Origin of the sequence: Kordia antarctica (assembly GCF_009901525.1) — a bacterium.
GTDB classification, from domain to species: domain Bacteria; phylum Bacteroidota; class Bacteroidia; order Flavobacteriales; family Flavobacteriaceae; genus Kordia; species Kordia antarctica.
Window position 1 is genome coordinate 5,365,348 of sequence record NZ_CP019288.1, and the last position, 20,589, is coordinate 5,385,936.

Here is a 20,589-nt window from a genome sequence, read left to right on the forward strand (position 1 = left end):
TATGAGATTCAGTTTAATGCTACTCACGCTTTTACTCTTTGCATTTAGTTGCAAGTCGAAGCAAGAAACGAAAGTTGACACACCGAAACAAAAGCCAAATATCTTGTTTATTGCTATAGATGATTTACGCCCTGAAATTGGCGCTTACGGTTCAGACATTGCAGTAACTCCAAATTTAGACAAGCTAGCAAGTCAAGGTTTGCTTTTTAACAAAGCATATTGCCAAGAAGCAATTTGCAGTCCGTCAAGAGCTAGTATTATGACAGGCGCACGACCAGAAACGATCAATGTTATTGAGAACTTCACCTATTTCAGGGAAGCAAATCCAGACATTATAACCATTCCGCAACACTTCAAAAATAATGGGTACGAAACGGTTCATACGGGAAAAATATACCATAAACCTGCTTTTGCAGATTTAGAACTCTCTTGGAGTAGAGAACCTGCTACGGATAAAATGACGATCAAAAAAAGCAATACGCCAGGTGGATTTGCCAATGTAGAAAGTCAAGAAATGTTCAAAAAGAATCGTGCAGAAATGATCGAAAAATATGGTCCAAATGCACCAAGAAACGGCTTAGGAAAAGGACCTGCATACGAAAATGCTGATGTTCCAGACACATTTTATGAAGATGGCTACAATGCAGAATTAGCGATTGTGACATTAAAAGATATGCTCGAAAAAAATCCTGACAAACCCTTTTTCTTAGGAATGGGAATGAAAAAACCACACTTAGATTGGTTGGCTCCAAAAAAATATTGGGACTTATACAATCCTGCAGAAATACAGCTTGCAACACAAACTACAGCACCAGAAAATGGCGCAACTATGGGATTACATCCATCATTTGAATTGCGTGCCAGATTCGGAATTCCGAAAAAAGGACCCATCAATGATGAAATGGCAAGAACGCTAAAACATGCGTATTTAGCTTCTGTATCATATGTTGATGCACAAGTTGGAAAAATGATCTCTGCCTTAGAAGAAGCTGGCGTACGCGACAACACAATTATCATTGTTTGGAGCGATCACGGTTGGCATTTAGGCGATATGGGAATTTGGGGAAAAGCCACCAATTACGAAATTGGAACACGTGTTCCATTGATGATTTGGACACCAGATATGCCTGCAGGAACTCGTGGAAAAACGTCTGATGCTTTAGTGGAATTGGTAGATATGTATCCAACATTAGCCGAATTAGCAGGATTGGAAAAGCCAACGCATTTAGAAGGACAAAGTTTTATGCCATTATTACAAAACCCAAATCAAGAATGGAAACATGCGGCATTTAGTCAATTTCCAACACCAGCCTTGCGCGAATGGGCAGCGAATCCATTATCGAAAGGAATGCGCGAAACGTATTTTGGACCATTAATTAAAGAACAAGAAGCAAAAATAAAAAAGCAACAAGGCGACAAATGGAATCGTGAATTATTTGAAAACAATCTTATGGGCTATGCAATGCGCACCAATCGATATCGATTCATCGTCTGGAAAGATTACACAAATCCTGAAAAAGAACCTGTTTTTCTTGAATTGTACGATCATCAAACAGATCCGACGGAGACAAAAAACATCGCAGAAGCAAATCCTGCAATAGTAAAGGAACTCATGATACAATTCAACAAAGGTTGGAAAGGAAACAAAGCGCACTTATAATTTTTATAAAAAAACAACGGAATGAAATCATTCGTTAATTGCATAATTATCTTAATATCTGTGAGTTGCCTAGCGCAAGAATCAGTTACTGAAACTGTATTTGTAGCAGAAAATTACAAAGGTTGGAATTGGGAAAATGTGCATGTTGCCAAAAACAAATACATCAGTTTAGCAGTTGTTCCCGATGCGGCAGGAAGAATTTTAGAATATAATTTAGGCGAAACTCCATCTTTATGGATCAATCCAAAACTTCTTGGAAAGCAATTTCCAGCAACAGACGAAGTAAAACAAAACGAATGGCGAAATTTTGGTGGATATCGATTGGTTCCATTACCCTATGAAAACTGTTCGGTAGACAAAGATGGTAATCGTGGAAAACGTTGGCCACCACCAGCAATAATTGGCGATGCACCTTACAAAGTTGTGACAGGCAAAAATGAATTAGGATTTAAAACCATCGAAGTAACTTCAGATGTGCAAGCGCTTCCTGTACCAAAGTTTTTTGGAAACAAAGGATTTGTATATCCTACGGAAATAGAAGAAGAATTACAATATGCGAGAACATTATACATTACAACAACAAGTAGTTTGGTTTATATAGATCATACTCTAAAAAATGTTGGTGAAAAGCCTGTGAAAAGAGGAATTATGATCTCTAGTCAGCATGTTTCTGAAACTACAGAAGGAGAACAAGACGGCGAAAACTATCGTGTGTACATTCCTTTTGATAAAAACATAAAATTACCCAACGGAGAACAATACGAAATTACTACAAATCCTGATGCACGTTGGCGTTACATCAATCGGAATCGCTTTAAGCTAGATAAAAAAAATCCTGAGCATACTGAAAAATATTACAATCATGGAACCAATTGGAATGGAGAAGTTGCGCCTGGAATTTTTGAAATTGAGTACGATTACAATCTTATGGCAGGTTTTCACATGATTGCTTCTGATTCTTGGTTGTGTTATGTAAATAAAAAAAATAATACCGCTTTCGCGAAGATTATGGAACCGTATGATTCCAAACTCGAATACGATCATGGTTTGAACAATGCTATATTTTGTAGCGGATTGGAAACAGGATATATTGAAACAGAAGTTAAAACTCCATTATATAATTTAGCTCCAAGTAAAAGTTTCACGTATAGAGAAATTAAAGGCGCGGCAAAAATTGAAAATGCGCCCGTTTTGAACGTAAATTTAGCAGGAATTACAACGCAAAAATTAACTTTTGATAAAGCGTTGAATACTATTTCGGGAACGTATGGCGTATTTCATGAAGGATTTGCAACCGCATATGTAATGGACAACGATACAGTTTTAGAAAAAATACAATTACAAGCGGTAAATCCGTTAGCAGTTTTTCGATTACATATGGAAGGTGAAAATCTTTCTAAAGCATCAAGCATTCAATTAGTGATTGTTGATACGAATAAAACAGCACACGTTTTAGATCAACTTGAATTGAAATAATAACTTATGAAAAAAGCATTTTACCTTTTTCTATTTTTATGTATTTCTAGTTTGAATTCTGCCTGTGCGCAATCTTTGGAGACATCTGCCGAGCAAAAAATTGAAACACTTGAAAAAATCATCAAGCAATTAGAAAATAAAGGACTTGACGCATACAAAGAAAAATTAGCCATTGCAACTTCAAAAGAATTCTTAGTCTATGCAGATTGGGACGAACGCAATGTAGTAGAAAATAAAGTACTGTTTGAAAAATTTAAGATATATAAAGACAGCGCACAAATTTTAGCAGAAAGACTTCCCGAATTCGAACGAAGTGACATCAATTTATTATTGGATGAAGTTATTGAAGATGCTAAACGATTGCTAAAGGGAGAAATTACTAGAAAACCATACATACGCCCAAATTGGTCAGAAATTGTCATTAAAGGAAATGAATTGCACTATAAAAATAAACCTGTATTTCTGTCTGATTATACTTGGAAACCAAGCACCAAACGCTTAGATGAGTATTTTGGTGAATTGGATATTTGTCTCATCAGTCCAAGTCAGCTTAAAAATGAAGCAGGAACATTACAAAAAAATATTCAAGCCAAATTAGAAAATAAATCATCTAAAAACGCAGGTTTTGTGTTTATATCGCATAAAAATGTACCAAAATGGACAACAAAAGCGTACGGAGATACGTTTAACAAAATTGTAGGAAAACCATTTACTTCGTATGATATTGATAATCCTGGTGCGCGCGACATGATGTCAAAATTGTTCAAAGTTACCGTGCCTACAATTGCGAATCAAAAGTTTGCACAATTTGGATATATGTTGACGAATGAGCCACGTTGGGCAAATTATACTGATGGAAAAAAGCGTGTTTGGTTTCGTGCGGATGTTTCTGAATATACTGTGAACAAATTTAAAAAGTGGCTTCAAAAAAGACATACAACTATTGAAAATGTAAACGAACTTTGGAACACAAATTTGTCAAATTTTGATAAAGTTTCAACACAACTTCCTGTTGATATTGCAGAAAGAGGAACTGCAAAATGGTACGATTGGACAACGTTTAACCAAGAACGTGTGACAGATTGGTTTGTGTTTTTAAAGAGTGAAATCAGAAAATATGATCCGAACGCAAAAGCGCATTTAAAAATAATGCCATCTATTTTTACGGAAAATGATCCTGATAGTGGAATTGATTTGGAAACCTTGACCGAGTTGAGTGAGATTAACGGAAATGATGCCGCCTCGCATTATAACAATACACGAGACGACGAAGCTTGGGAAGCCATATACGCATGGAATTGGCGCGAATTGTATATGGGTTATGATTTTTTGAAATCTGTACAGCCAAATCAAATCAATTTTAATTCTGAAAGTCATTTGCTTAGCGGAAGTCGCGCACGAGATTTGTATATGAATCCGAAATATGTCCGTGCAACCTATTGGGCGGCACATACGTTGGGTTTAAATGTGACACAAACTTGGTTTTGGCCACGTAGAGAAGATGGATCATTGCGTCCAAATTCTGGAAAAGGATATGCAGGCTCAAACAATCAGCAACCTAGAGTTACTTTTGAGTTGGAAAATACAATGTTAGATTTGAATCGGTTTTCAGAAGATATAACACTGTTTCAACAACAAGAAAAGCCAATTCGATTGTTCTATTCCAAAACGAGTGCAACTCAAAACGCGGAATATATGGACAAAATTTTTGAACTGTATGGAGGTTTAAATTTTGAAGGAATATCGCTTGGTTTTGCTACAAAAAATATCATTAATCGTATTGATAATAGCGCTTGGGAAGTTATTTTGATTCATCAAACAACACAGGTTACAGAAGAAGAAATTGCAGCGCTTCAAAAATATCTGGATAATGGCGGCACAATTTTGATAGATGCTATAAGCCTTCTAAAAAATGAATATGGTCGTTCGATAACTGGTTTAAAATCATCAAAAGGAACATTGATACACGTTTCTTCTTTGCAGGAAATGAAATCCAAAGCATTGGAAATCATCACCAAAAAAAATAAAAATTCATCTCTTCAATTGATTGAAAATAGTGGAAGTGAAGCTAAAAAATGTATTTGGCGTGAAGTTGTAAATGCAGAAGGAAATCAAGTGTTATCGATTATTAATGTTGGGAAAAGTGCTGTTACATTAACGATTCAATCTAAAAAATCAACCGAAAAAATAGTATTTAAAAATAAATTAAATGGGCTGTTAGTAGCTGAGAAACCTATATTGCAACCATTTGAAGTATTGTTTATTGAAGAAGTAAAAAGTAATTAAAATATTAAAAATAATTCACATGAATATTTCAAGTAAAATAATGGGTTTCAGTTGTCTGTTAGTTTTCCTCGCTATCGGATGCAATTCTGCTCAAAAAGGGACAACAACCGCTAAAAAAGAAACGTCTGTTGCTACGAAAACAATGGTAAAAACGCCTTCAAGACCAAATATCATCATGATTATGTGTGATGATTTAGGCTATTCAGATGTTGGATTTAACGGTTCAAAAGATATTAAAACGCCAAATTTAGATGCTTTAGCGGCAAACGGAACAAAATTTTCTGCCGCGTATGTACCGCATCCTTTTTGTGGACCAAGTCGTGCAGGAATCATGACAGGAAGATATGCACATAAAATTGGTGCACAGTTCAACTTGCCTCCAAATAGTGAAACAATTGGCGAAGGAATTGATATTAATGAAAAATTCTTTAGTAAAGTATTGCAAGAATCAGGTTATAAAACAGGATTGGTTGGAAAATGGCACTTAGGTGCTGTACAAAAATACCATCCAAATAATAGAGGATTTGATGATTTTTATGGATTTTTAGGCGGCGGACATAGTTATTTCCCAGATGATTATCGTGAGAAATACGCGCAGCAAAAAGCAAATGGACGCAAAGTTATTTTCGAATATTTGTTACCATTAGAACACAACGGAAAAGAAGTGCGAGAAAACGAATATTTAACAGATGCATTGTCAGCGCAAGGTGTTCGGTTTATTGATGAATCTGCCAAAAAAGACAGTCCATTTTTCTTATTCATGTCATATAATGCACCACATACGCCATTGGAAGCAAAAGAGGAAGACATGGCATTGTATGCAAATATTAAAGACAAAAAACGCAGAACATATGCGGCAATGGTACATGCTGTAGATAGAGGCGTTGGAGAGTTAGTTGCGCAATTGAAAGCTTCTGGTGAATATGAGAATACATTGATCGTATTTTTGAGTGATAATGGTGGACGTACAGATCGTGGCGGAACAAATTATCCGTTAAAAGAAGGAAAAGGAAGTGTTTTTGAAGGTGGTTTTCGTGTGCCAATGTTTTTCCATTGGAATGGAGTTGTGCCTGCTGGAAAAACGTATGACAGTCCAATTTCGGCTTTAGATTTGTATCCGACATTTGCCAAATTAGCAGATGCAACTATTCCAACTACAAAGGCATTGGACGGAAAAGATATTTGGAATGATTTTATGATGCAAAAGCCAATTCGTGAAAACGAAAATATCTTTACAATGCGCCATAGAAACGGATATACAGATGTTGGTGTCCGAAATGGAGAATGGAAAGCTGTAAAAGTGTACCAACAGAAATGGAAACTTTTTAATATTGAAGATGATATTGAGGAAGCTACTGATGTAAGTGCAAATCATCCAACGATTTTAAAAGAATTAGTAGCGCAAGCAGAAGCGTGGAGTAAAACCAATATTCAACCAAGATGGTGGCATAATGAAAAAACGGGTGTTGAGTGGAAGGCAGATGGAATGCCAGATTTTGACAAAACTTTTAAACTAGATTAAAGTTTTTTGTAAAAACTTCTTTAAATGAATACAAACGAAAAATTAGATACGAAACCATATTTGCCAGCTACGGATAGATATGAAAAGATGCTTTATAATAGATGCGGTAAAAGTGGTGTGCTTTTGCCTGCAATATCTTTAGGATTATGGCATAATTTCGGATTTGTTGATGATATTGAAAATGCAAGAGAAATTTTGAGATGTGCCTTTGATTTAGGCATTACTCATTTTGATTTGGCAAATAATTATGGACCGCCTTACGGAAGTGCTGAGGAAAATTTTGGCACTATATTTCAAAAGGACTTTAAGCCTTATAGAGACGAGTTATTTATTTCAACCAAAGCAGGCTATGATATGTGGGCAGGTCCTTATGGAAATTGGGGATCAAGAAAATATTTAATGTCTAGTTTAGATCAAAGCCTTAAACGCATGAAGTTGGATTATGTAGATGTGTTTTATCATCACAGACCAGATCCAAATACACCGTTAGAAGAAACAATGATAGCCTTGTCTGATATTGTGAGACAAGGAAAAGCTTTGTATGTAGGTATTTCTAATTATAAACCTGAAGAAACGGCAAAAGCTTCAAAGTTGTTAAAAGAGTTAAAAACACCTTTTATAATTCATCAAGCTCGATATTCTATTTTAGATCGTTGGGTTGAAGATGGACTGCTAAATATATTAAAACAAGAAGCGTTGGGTTGTATTGCTTTTTCTCCTTTAGCGCAAGGCATGCTTACAGATAAATATCTAAATGGCATTCCGAGTAATTCTAGAGCAGCAAAGGAAAATACCTATTTAGATCCTGACAAAGTAAAGAATAGTATTGATAAAGTACGAGCTTTAAATGCTGTTGCAGAAGCTAGAGGTCAAAAATTATCTCAAATGGCAATTTCTTGGTTGCTTACTAAGCCTGAAATTACTTCTGTACTTATTGGTGCTAGTTCTGTAAATCAATTAAAAGAAAATGTAAAGGCTTTAGAGAATATTAATTTTTCTGTAGAAGAACTAAATAAAATTGCCGCTATTAGTAATGGTTAGTTTTAATCTTTTGTAATTTTTATCAATTCTATTATAAACGGATAAAATTTATTTACCTTTCGTGATATATTAAAATCTTCTATGGCTCATAAAAAATTCATAGCATTCATTTTGGTTATCTGTTTTAGCTCTTGTTTATTTGCTCAAGAGTTAGCGCTTAGTTATACTCAAAAGTTAACGATAACTGAAGGATTGGCTCATAATGGAGTGACTTCCATACTTGAAGATTCAAAAGGATTTTTTTGGTTTGGAACTTACGAAGGAATTAATAAATATGATGGTTACGAGTTAAAAACCTATAAAAACACAATTGATAATAACCTGTTAACGAGTAACAGAGTACGATCTATAAGTGAAGATAAAAAGGGTAACTTATGGATTGGAACGGATCAAGGACTAACCATTTACAATTATTCTAAAGAGCAATTTGACAAGTTTAGTACGCCTAAATTAAGTGAATTGGGTTTTAACAATTCAATACTTAGAGATATTGTTCGTAGCGAAGAAAATGAATTCATGCTGTGTGTTACCGAACAGAATGGTTTGTTTGTTTTTAATGAAAATGACTACTCTTTTTTAGGTCAATACAAACCAACGAATAATGAAGAGAAGAAAGTTAGGTTTTTAAAAGCATTACAAATAGATAAATTCAATTATTTAATAAGTACTTCAATTGGTTTGTTTAATTTTAATTTGGACGCTAAAAACTTTACTAAAGTTCTAAGTGACACCATAAATCATAGTAAATCGGTCACTAAAATAAGTGATATTTCCTTCCTTGTGATTCTTCAAGATGGTATTGCAATCATCAGTAAAGACACTACTTCAAAACCTGTTTCATTTCAATTAAAACGAATAGATTTAGAACAATATCAGTTTAATACTTCTCTTATTGATGCTAATGAAAATCTTTGGTTGGGAACTTTAAATGATGGGATTGTTTATATAAATAATGCAAGCTCTTTTATTATTGATAAAGATTATAAGAGTAAGACTTTTACCGATGATTTGCCAATTTTAAGATCTAGTTTTTTAGCGTCTTCTTCCAACACAAATTGTTGGTTTGGAACATTTAACGAAGGTTTATATAGGTTTGATATTAATAAAAATCCATTCCATACAGCTACTATTAAAAGCAATGGTAAAAATAGTTTGGGCTCTACGAATGTAACTCATATTGCTGCAATTGATGATGAACGCGCTTATTTGACTTCTTCATTAGGCGGATTAACCATATTAAATACTCAAAACAAGAAGTTTGAAGAAATACCTTTTCAGTTATCTCAAAAGGAATTAGCTTCTATATCAGCTGTATTTGTAGATTCAAAAAAGAATACTTGGTTACGATTCAGAGGAGAAAACGGGTTAAGACGGTTTGTAAGTGGAAGCAATAAACTCAAAAAAGTAGAAAACGTTATATTGCCAAATGCTGAAGATTTGGTATTGCGATCGTTCAGTGAAGATACAGCTGGAAATATCTGGATTGCTTCTAATACTGATGTTTATAAAATAATAGTTGACACTAACAATACTGTAAAAGGTTTAGAAAAATTAAGTGATAATCTATTTTTTAAAGATAAAAAACCACTAGTTACAAGACGCGTTTTTATCGATTCAACGCATAATTTTGTTTGGATAGGCACACAATCTAAAGGGTTAATCAGAATAAAGAATAGTGACAAAACTTCCTTGTTAAATTCAGAAATTGAACAATACATTCATGATGACGCTAATAGCAAATCTATATCTAGCAACTTTGTAACTTCAATGCTGAGATTGCCCAATAACGATTTTTGGATAGGAACGGAAGGTGGCGGAATATGTAAAGTATTAAACTCCGATACCTCACCAAGTTTTATTTCATTTACAGAAAAGAATGGATTATCTAATAATGTAGTAAAAAGCATTTTATATGATACGAATTACAATTTATGGATATCAACAAATATTGGCTTAAATTTATTTAATACACAAAAACGAGAGTTCAGAAAATTTAATAATTCTGACGGATTAGCTTTTGAAGATTTTTGGTATGCTTCAACCCGTTTAAAAAATGAAACGTTAATTCTATCTGGTCTTGATGGGTTTATTCATTTTAATTCGAATGAAGTGCCAAATGTTGAAGAACTTCCGAGAATACAATTTGAAAACTTTAAAATTTTCAACAAAAAGATAAGCCCAGGTGATACAATTAATAACAGAGTATTACTCAATAAAACAATCACAGAAGCTGATAAAATAGTATTGAAGCATACTGAAAATGTATTTTCCGTAGATTTTGTAAGTCTTCATTATCTCAATCCAAAAAACCATAATTTAAAATACAGATTGCTTCCATTTAATGAGCAATGGATTGAAGTTCCTTCTGATCAAAAAACGATTTCTTACAACGGTTTGCAACCTGGTTCATATCAGTTGAGTGTCATGGCTTCAAATTCGCTAAATGATTGGACCGAACCCAAAACCTTAACTATAATTATTGAACCTTCTTTGTGGAATACCAATGTGGCTTACATATTATATGTGTTATTTGGGATCCTTATTATTTATACTGTTGTTAGAGTTATTTTTAAAATACAAAGTTTGAATCATAAAGTTGAAATCGAACAATTTGAAAAAGACAAAGTAGAAGAAGTTAATGAAGCAAAACTACGGTTTTTTGCAAATATTTCGCATGAGATTAAAACACCGTTGACCCTAATTTCAAGACCGTTAGATGTATTAAAAAAGTCCTTTCGAAATAATCCAGAAGCTAACGATAAGTTGGATTTAATCAAAAGACAATCTAAAAAAATTCAGCAGTTAATAGAGCAAGTTCAAGATTTCAGAAGAGCAGATGTTAACATGCTAAAAATGCACTATTCAAGATTTAATTTTGGCGTTTTTATGCAAGATTTGATTATAGATTTCAAGTTTTTAGCAGATAACGATGATAAAAAGCTAGAATTAATCGGAGACGAATCGCTCACAATAGTTTCTGCTGACAAAGATAAGTTAGAAAAGATTTTCAATAATTTACTCAACAACGCATTTAAGTATACAAGCTCAGGTGATGCAATAACGATTTCGTATACAAAAGAAAATGACAAAGATTTAATTGTCAAAGTTACGGATACGGGAAAAGGAATAGATAGTGTGGATCTTACGCATATATTTGAGCGCTTCTATCAATCAGAGAAAAAAGACAATACGCACATTAGCGGATCAGGAATTGGTTTGGCATTTTCTAAGAGATTGGTAGAAATGCATTATGGTTTTATTAGTGCAGAAAGCATACTAAATGAAGGAACAACAATTACCACGCAATTACCCATTGTAAAAAAGCATTTACCTACAGATGTGCTTGATGAAATTGATTTGCCTAAAGAAAAAGAAGTTTCCGTAACCACTAAAATTATTCAAGAAAATACGGAGTCGGATATTATTTCTTCTGGCGATTTTAAAGAATCTGTAATTTTTTATGCGGAAGATAATTTAGAAATGAGAAACTTTGTTTCCAACTTATTAGCTAAATATTTTATAGTGAAGTCTTTTAGAAATGGGAAAGAATGTTTTGATGCCATGGAAGATGAATGGCCCGATATTGTAATTAGCGATGTGCAAATGCCCGAAATGAATGGCTTAGATTTATGCTTAAGAATAAAATCAGATTTAAAAACAAGTCACATTCCAGTTATCTTATTAACGGCACTTACAAATATTGAAGATCACTTGCAAGGTATTAGAGATGGAGCAGATGCTTACATTAAAAAACCTTTTCATGTGCAACATTTAATTACAAATGTAGAAGCGTTATTAACGATTAGAAAGCAGCTTCGAGAGCGTTATCAGGTTGGTATTCCATTGACTAAAGAAAATAACAAGAACAATAGAAACGATAATGCATTTCTGGAAAAACTATACAGTCTAATTGAAGAAAACCTAGACAATCAAGAGTTTGATTTGAATAATCTTGCTAGAGAATTATATCTAAATCGAACACATTTTTATCAAAAAGTAAAAGTACTTACCAATCAAACACCTTTTGAGTTATTAAAAATGTACAGACTTAAAAAGGCAGCAGAATTTTTAGCTCAAAAAGGGTTATCTGTTAACGAGGCGTTTATGATGACAGGTTTTAAAAGCCGAACACATTTCACGAAAGTGTTTAAAGAAAAGTACGAAGTCTCTCCGGGCAAATATGCAGCTACAATCCGAAAACAGCAATCTAATTCGTAGTATGCTATCAATTTGCTAATTCCAAATAATCGCTAAACTTGAGTTCGATATAAAAATCCAGAATGGTTTTTTTATCTTTTCCGCAGTATAGCTGAGGTTTTTCGTTAAGAATTTTTGAATCCACAACATTTTGAAATCTAAGTTTTGCATCAAAAATATTATATCTTTTAGGGAATACTTAGAAAACAACGCTGAACTATTAGTAGCTTGTTGAATGTAATGTATTCATTCAAAACTTCCTGTTATCCGTCTTTTTTGGAGTACTAACAGGGAGTTTCTTTTTAATTATATGTCATAAAAAATTAGTCATATACATAAAGACTACGCTACATCAATTGAAAATTTAAGTTATACACGATTATTGAGTTCAAAAAAGCAAATTAATACCAGTAGGAAAACTTACTAATTAGAAAATAAGCCTATTAATTAAATATAAATATTAAAAATCTTACTTTTTAGTATGACTTTACATGGAATTATTTTAATTTTAGTCTCTTAACTAAATTATTATATGCAAATTAGGGTTTAGTTATAATAGAAATAACAGGAATTCCTGTTATGCTTATGTTAGGTGCAAGCCAAAAAAACCAACCAGCTAAAATTTATGATTAGGATAATTGAAATTGAAAATATAAAAGGTATTGACCAAAAAACTCTTGACCTCGGAATTTATCCTAACAAACCAAGCTTATTAGTTGCACCAAATGGATTTGGAAAAAGTTCATTGGCTACTGCATTCAATTCTATGAATAATAATCGAATTCTTCTTGCCGAAGATGATTTGCACGCTGAAAACATAAGTAATCTGCCCAGAATAGCGATTGAATATGTCAAAGAAGACAATTCCGTTCTTAATTTAGAAGCAACCAATAACTCAAATACAATAAGCTCTCATTTTGATTATTTTGTAATAAATAATTTAACTAAACCAAAAGGAATTGGCTCTCGGTTTGGAAATGCAACCGCTAGACTAGAAATAAAAGATGTGGTTTTAGTAGATAGAATTCCAACAAATACATCATTCGGATATTCTTTTACAAATAGCAAAACTGCTTTTGGGAATTGCGGTAAAGTTTTGCCAAATGCAAATTCTGTTTTAAACAATCTAGTTTTAGTAGAAAAATTATCTGAAAGTTACCAAGCATTAGAGCGTGCGAATGGATTATTGATTCAAAGAAGATTAAATGAAATAATAGCTCGTATAAATGCTCAAGATCAAACAGCAACAGCCAATGTTTTAAATAATTGGGTTTCTCTAAACTGTTTAAATGACCTAAAACAAATTAATTATCTTAACACAATTGGAGATTTAATTAATGAATTTGATATAGGCTATAATTGCGAAACAAAAAGTTATTTAGCTGCCATTCAACTTGTGACACTTTACAATAGTAATTCAAACAATTTCAAAGCTGCTTGTGTTTTTAGTAATTACCGATTGGACAAGCAACGTTTTGATGAAACTCTTACTACTTTCAACTGTACTTGGAGAAATATTAGCACAAGTCAAACTGGAGGGAAATTAGTAGTAAAATTTCCCCAAGCGATTCATATCTCAAATGGTCAGAGAGATATATTGACCTTTATATCAATGTTGTTCAGAGCAAAAAGGCACTTGAAAAAAGGAGCTAATATTTTAATAATTGATGAAGTATTTGATTATTTAGATGATGCAAACCTTACAGCGGCACAATATTATATTACTCAATTCATAAAAGAATACAAACTTGCGAACAAGAGAATTTATCCCTTAATTTTAACACATTTAAACCCTAATTACTTTAAGAACTTCACATTTAGCAATCAAAAAGTTTATTATTTAAACAAATCAAATATTCAAGTTGTTCAAGGAATAATTAATCTTTTAAGAAACAGAGACGACCTAACGATTAAAGCAGAAGTATCAAAATATCTTCTTCACTATGACCCAGGAACGATAAACAAAAGGAATGAATTCAGAGCACTTTCCATACCAGAATTATGGGGCGAAAATGACAATTTTGAAACCCACGTAAACAACGAAGTTCAAAACTATTTAACGGACATTCCTTACGACCCTTTTGCTGTATGCGGAGCTTTGCGTCTGAAAATTGAACGAATCGCATATGATAAACTTCAAAGTCCAGAGGCTAGAACTGCATTTATTGGAACCCACAAAACTAGAAGTAAACTAGAAAAAGCAGAAGAAATGGGAATTGTGTCGCCAGAATCTCATTATCTTTTAGGAATAATATATAATGAAGGAATGCATTGGAAATTGAATCAAGATAATGTTTCACCTATCGCTTCTAAATTAGAGAATTTAACCATTAAAAAACTCATAGCGGATGTCTTTGCTTGAAAGAAACTTATGGAAAAGGCCAGCACCTAACACCGTATAAAATTAATTGCTGGTTTTAGCCAATTTACGAAAATCCTCGCGGACTTTCTTGTTTCGTATTTGCTAAATTAATTGCTTAAACAACGCAACTAATCTTATACAAACACCTTAGCCACAAGCTTCGGAACACGTGCTTAAATTAAAATATTTGCACGTATTAAAAAGTTATTTCGTAACTTTGTAAATATAATCTCAATATTATGAACACAAAGTTGACATTAACAATAGAAAGAGAAATAATTGAAAGAGCGAAAATCTACGCAAAAGAAAAAAATCGCAGTTTATCAGATATTATCGAAAACTATTTGAAAATACTTACCAAAGAAGAACAGAGTAACGAAAGAAAAAAACTGAATCCAGCCGTTGAATCATTAAAAGGTTCTTTTAAAATGCCTAAGGATATGGATTATAAAAAAGAGCTTAAAGATCGATTAGAAAAAAAATATTTATAAATGGATAAAGTTTTAATCGATACAGATGTACTGCTTGATTTCTTTTTTGACAGAAAACCATTCGCAGAATATTCAACGGAAATTCTGAATCTTTGTGCAGAAAAAGAAATCAAAGGATATACAACTCCTGTGATAATTTCTAATGTTTATTATTTACTTAGAAAAACAGCAAAGCACAATATTATAGTTGAGAAGATGAAACAACTCCTAAATATAATTGATATTGTTAAAATGGATAAAAATGTTGTCCTAAATGCTTTGAACTCTGAATTTAAAGATTTTGAAGATGCATTACAAAATTTTTCAGCAATAGAAAATGGACAAATAAAAATTATTCTAACAAGAAACCTAAAGGATTTTAAAAAGAGTGAGTTAGCAATTTTGACACCAGAAACATATTTGAAAGGAAAAGCCAGTGGTTAACTTAAGATGTGTATGTTTAATTGCTAGGTTCTAGCATACTTGGAAAATTCTTTCGGAATTTCCTCTGGTTCGTTTTCTTTTACTAACTTAATTCTAGCCAACGCTACAAACCATTCACCAACCGTTAAACTATTTTAAAACTGCATATTAACAAGTCATTTCTTTTCAATCCTTGGAAATCGAAGATTGGCTTCGCCGAATTCACATTTGGCAAGCAAATGATTCATTTCAAGAGTTCCAAAATATAAAATAGAAACCACACGAACTAAAAGCGCACTTTCTTTTGTTTCTGCTTGTCACATTGAGCGCAGCCGAAATGTTGCGCGAACAAAGACATCGAAGATTCACGAATTCCTATTTAATAAAATAGAAATGACATGAGCTAAAATGAAAATAAAAACTTGAAATTCAAATACTTAGTGCTTCTCTTAAAAACATGTTCAAAATTTCACTCAAGTAAACTTATGCCGAACTCACTTTCTAAATAAGAATAAGGTAAAATAGTGTCATTATGAGTTAATAAGATGCTCATACAAGCTTTGGTTCTTTCCTATATTTACAATCTTCAATAAGGTATACTGTGTTCGATGATTAATTAACTATTTACGTGTAAATACATCCAAATTACTGTCAAATACATAAAGGTATAAGAGAAGAAATAATTTAGTAAAAAATTAATTTTAAAACAATAAGTTATGAAAACAAAATTACTTAGAAAAATATTAACGGCTTTAACTGTTATATTTGGTCTTTCAATGATGCAGGCTCAAGTATTTGATTTTGAAGTAGATAAAGGTGGCTGGGATGCGGAATTTAAAATGATTTCAGCTGATTTGGATGCGACTACTGGTCGTAATACCTTAAAATGTGTTAGAGAAAACAATAATGCTACCTTAGCTTTAGCTCCTGGTACAGCAACTATTGATCCTACTACAAAGAATTATTTAAAATTAGTAATAAAAAATGAAAGTAATGCTACAATATTAAGAGTAAAAGCAATTACTACAGATGGTAGTGATAATACCATGCAATTTTCGATCTCTAATAATGATACAGAATTTAAAACCTATGCGTTTGATTTAGATTCATATGCAACATGGGCGAATGCAACCACTACAATGGAAGAAGTAAAATTATTGTTTAGAGTTGGACATAATGCAACGGAAGGTGCAATATTTATTGATGAAATTGAATTCTTCACTTTTAATGCTATGCCAACTTTTGAAAGAATTCTTCAAAATCCAAGTTTTGATGATGTTCCTTTTGGTTCTAGTATATGGAATCCAAACAGTGGTAATACATTTGTGAGCTCTAATGTAACTACAGATAGCCCAAGAACAGGAACACAAAGTTTTAGACATGCATTTAGTGCAATGCCAACAGCAACACACTTTGTATTTAATGATTATGTTCATGATTTTGGTACTGCACAAACTGAAGACATAGGTGGATCTTTATGGGTAAGAGTTGAAAGACCAAGTACACCGGGAGTTTCTCCAACAATTGAAATACAAGGTCAAGTTAGAACAGGAACTACAACAGTAGTAGGTTCATTAACTACGCAATCTCAAAATGTAGCATCAACAAAAACAGATGGTACTTGGGAAAAAATAACATTTGCTAACGTAACGCCAGCACCAAATTATACTACAGCACAATTTAGATATGGTATTTTAGCCACTAATTTACAAGCTGGAGACATTGTATATGTTGACGATTTAGAAGCTGGTCTTGCATCAACTTTAACTATTGGTGAAAACACTTTGAACAAATTTAGTATCTACCCAAATCCAGTAAAAAACACATTAAACATTAATTCGCAAGATGCTATTAGTAATGTAGCTGTGTATGATTTACTAGGAAAAATGGCGATTTCTTCTACTAATGTAAATAATACATTAGATGTATCTGAATTATCTAATGGTGTTTATATTATTAAATTAACATCAAACGTAGGAGTTTCAACAAAGCGATTCATAAAAGAGTAAACTACTTTTAAAATTATATTTTTATCAAAGAGACTGTCTAAATGCAGTCTCTTTTTTTGTTTAAAGGTAAAATTATCAATAAAGACATTAAATTTATTTTGAAATACATGGAATACTAATTGTATTACGATATTTATACAATAGAAACATAAGGTTCTTTTATTTTAAAAACGATCAACTAATAAACGCATGAAAAATCCATTCAATAAACTTATAACTAAATATCTATTTTTGGTTTTAATGTCACTTACACTCATTAATTGTTCATCAGCACAAGATAAGAACCAAGTGATGAAAAATTCTGAAAAAGGTGTTTCCAGTATAGAAACTGGTCTTACCATAACTAAGGTAAGAACTGCACTAAACAAAAATCAAACTTACATTGTGGCAACAAGCTATGAAGGTACTATAGTTGCAGTAAATTATAGTGGTGAAATACTATGGAAAAACAAACTGTCTGGTTATATGAATCATGACATTTGGGCTGGCGATATTAATAATGATGGAATAGACGAAATTTTTGCAGCCAATGCGGATGGTTCTGTATATTGTTTAAATAGTAAAGGAACGTTAGTATGGCAATTCAAGCAAAACGATGCGCCAATGTATTCTGTATGTGTTATCAATAAAGATAACAAGGCTTATGTAGTTTGTGGCGGATATGATAATAGTTTCTATTACGTTTCCGAAGAAGGAAAATTGGTTGATGAAATAGCTTCTAAAACCTATTCAATTGAGAAACCATTTGGCAAGGCGGAACATAAAAAACTACCGCCAAAAGGGTTACATATCACAAACTTTTTAAGACCAGGAAAACTTAAAGGAAAAGATATTTTAATTGTTCATGGTGTTCAAAACAGTATGAATGGTGATGGTTCCATCTATTTATTTAATCCTTTAGAAAAACTACCTTTTGAAACTGTCAGTGTACAAAAACGCGGACCTTACGGAGACTTGCGTATAGTTGATGCTGATGCTGATGGAAGTAGTGAAATTTTATTAGGAAGAACTGGCGCTAAAGCAAAAGGAATGACGTTTCGTATTATTGATACAAAATCCCCAAATAATCAAAGCATTCAAGATTTAAACAAAGCTAAAGACAAAGCATCATTAAAAAGAGGTATGTATCGTGTTATACAACCAGAAGTTATAAATAATAATGGGAAGCCTGCTTATATGTCATTATTTGGAAGTAACATAGTTATTTCTAATATTGGAGAACCACAATCTGATGCAGAAGTAATATCAACACGATTTTCTTTTAACGATATGTTTAAAGATCCAAATTCTAATAAGGTAATTTTAGCAAGTGCTCAAAGTGGTGGAAGTGCAATTCATATTATTAATTTTGATACTAAAGATTGGAAAAAGGATTACGAAAAGTTAAATCCACCAGGGAAAATTCAAGAAATTCTATCGAATTCAGCAGAAATCAAACAAAACCTAAAAAACTTTAAAAAGCCTTCGTATCAAAAAGAATCGGCTCCAGTTTATTTTATGTCCGAAAACAGAAATAAACAAGGTGTAGCAGAAGCTATTGATAAAATTGAAGCGAAGTATAACAATCCAATATTCTTAACTGGTGGAAACTTTGACAAAGAAAATTGGGATCGTTCTGCAATGACTAGCGAGATTTATAAGAAGAAACGCGATAGACGAATGAAATACCGTTTAACTCAAGAAGAAGTCTTAGCAATAATTGATAAAAAGCATAAAAAATCTAATGGAAAAGGCATATCATATTGGGGCGGTCATGGGAACGATCCTTTTATGTATCAAGTATCTACAACTATGAAAGGGATGGATCTTGGTAATGGAAATAAAACAGTATTAATTTATCCAGAAGTAGTTGATTCCTCTGACGAGTTTAATTTTGTGATGAATGAAATGTATTGGCCATTAGCGAATCATTCCAAAACGAATAACGGTAATTTATACATGCGTAATAAGCATTTGTTTTGGCAAGCTGATGTATATACGCCAATGTGGAAGCCATTAGTTGCAGGTAAGTATGCAAACGTATTTGTTCCAGCAATGGAAGAAACTACAGATAAGTCTATGGAACTTAGTTTTACATCTCGGTCTGGACTTTGGGCAAGTGGCTCAGTAGATAGTTGGGGCGCACGTGGCGCTAGAGACAATGCTAGTTTTGATCGTTTACGTCAACATTCAAATCAAACGTTGCCAAATCATTTTTTAAGAACGATGGTATATTCAATTTCTAGTGGCGCACAGTATATTGATAACTTTCCTGTCGATCAAGAATATATGAGTTTACTATGGGATTTAATAGCTCAAGGTGCATTATACGTACCTGAACGTTCTGATATTTTAAGTTTTTCACCTGTACATGTAAGTATCAATAATCCTAATGAAGAATATTTAAAAAGCGCAAGCAATGTAAAATGGCTAACGTTTTATAAAAAAGGCGAAGATAATTTAGATGAATTTGCATTCAGCAGATTAAATGGAACATGGCCTGGAGCTCCATTAACAGCTTGGGATTTTTCAAGATATGCCGCTGGTGCAACAGAAAGACGTTTAAACTTTATTCCAAAGTACACTAACGGAATGGTCTTAATAACGCCACCTCAAAACGGAGTATTTGCAGATAAAGATGCTGTTAGAAAACCACTTGCAGAAAACATTCATCCATGGTATAAAAACATTTTAAAAGAATACCATACAGATGGAAAAAACTATATGTCAGCAGATGGAAAAGAAATTTACAAGCCAAGTGAATATTACAAAGTAATTGAAGAAGACATCAAAAAAAGTGCGTCTCTATTGCCAATAACAGTATCAGGAAATGTTGGTTGGGTAGTCGCTCAAACTTCACCTAAAAACGTACGATTAACTATCGTTGAAAACGGATACATCAATCCCAATAAAGCAATTGCAACAGTAAAGATTAATACTATTAAAGTCGTAAAAATTCAAGATATTCTAAATAAAGAAGAGTTCAAAGCAAATGCAAATGCTGAAATTTTAATAGAAATTCCTTTAGGTGGTTTTCGTTTCATTGATATTGAACTTGAAAACGAATTATAATCTATTCGTATCGATAGATACATCTTATATATTCGCAAATACAAATTATGCCTGATGTTTTACTTAATTTATGAAACAATTAAGTGTTTAAA

General features: G+C 32.6%; 11 protein-coding genes. All 11 read left to right on the top strand.

Going from position 1 to position 20,589, the window contains the following annotated elements:
• Window position 1: 1 nt before the first annotated feature.
• The 11 genes from IMCC3317_RS22600 (at window position 2) to IMCC3317_RS22650 (ending at window position 20,497) form a co-directional block, all read left to right on the top strand.
• Window positions 2-1,660, top strand: a complete 1,659-nt coding sequence (locus tag IMCC3317_RS22600; RefSeq protein WP_160131730.1) for a sulfatase — start codon at window positions 2-4, stop codon at window positions 1,658-1,660.
• 21 nt (window positions 1,661-1,681) lie between these two features.
• The gene (locus IMCC3317_RS22605) at window positions 1,682-3,136 is read left to right on the top strand and encodes a hypothetical protein (RefSeq protein ID WP_160131731.1); all 1,455 of its coding nucleotides are present in this window, start codon (window positions 1,682-1,684) and stop codon (window positions 3,134-3,136) included.
• 6 nt (window positions 3,137-3,142) lie between these two features.
• The gene (locus tag IMCC3317_RS22610) at window positions 3,143-5,422 is read left to right on the top strand and encodes an alpha-amylase family protein (RefSeq protein WP_160131732.1); all 2,280 of its coding nucleotides are present in this window, start codon (window positions 3,143-3,145) and stop codon (window positions 5,420-5,422) included.
• 19 nt (window positions 5,423-5,441) lie between these two features.
• Window positions 5,442-6,944, top strand: a complete 1,503-nt coding sequence (locus tag IMCC3317_RS22615) for a sulfatase family protein (RefSeq protein WP_228054880.1) — start codon at window positions 5,442-5,444, stop codon at window positions 6,942-6,944.
• 24 nt (window positions 6,945-6,968) lie between these two features.
• Entirely contained in the window at window positions 6,969-7,985 is a 1,017-nt protein-coding gene (mgrA, locus tag IMCC3317_RS22620; protein ID WP_160131733.1) for an L-glyceraldehyde 3-phosphate reductase, read from the top strand.
• Window positions 7,986-8,066: 81 nt separating this feature from the next.
• Window positions 8,067-12,203, top strand: a complete 4,137-nt coding sequence (locus IMCC3317_RS22625) for a hybrid sensor histidine kinase/response regulator transcription factor (protein ID WP_160131734.1) — start codon at window positions 8,067-8,069, stop codon at window positions 12,201-12,203.
• 604 nt (window positions 12,204-12,807) lie between these two features.
• On the top strand, window positions 12,808-14,544 hold the full coding sequence (locus IMCC3317_RS22630; protein WP_160131735.1) for a hypothetical protein: 1,737 nt from the start codon (window positions 12,808-12,810) through the stop codon (window positions 14,542-14,544).
• 239 nt (window positions 14,545-14,783) lie between these two features.
• Window positions 14,784-15,035, top strand: coding sequence for a DUF6364 family protein (locus tag IMCC3317_RS22635; protein WP_160131736.1), 252 nt, complete (start codon window positions 14,784-14,786; stop codon window positions 15,033-15,035).
• Entirely contained in the window at window positions 15,036-15,458 is a 423-nt protein-coding gene (locus IMCC3317_RS22640; RefSeq protein WP_160131737.1) for a type II toxin-antitoxin system VapC family toxin, read from the top strand.
• A gap of 695 nt (window positions 15,459-16,153) precedes the next feature.
• Entirely contained in the window at window positions 16,154-17,446 is a 1,293-nt protein-coding gene (locus IMCC3317_RS22645) for a T9SS type A sorting domain-containing protein (RefSeq protein WP_160131738.1), read from the top strand.
• Window positions 17,447-17,635: 189 nt separating this feature from the next.
• A complete protein-coding gene (locus tag IMCC3317_RS22650) occupies window positions 17,636-20,497 on the top strand; it encodes an outer membrane protein assembly factor BamB family protein (RefSeq protein ID WP_160131739.1) in 2,862 nt (953 codons plus the stop codon).
• Window positions 20,498-20,589: the final 92 nt, after the last annotated feature.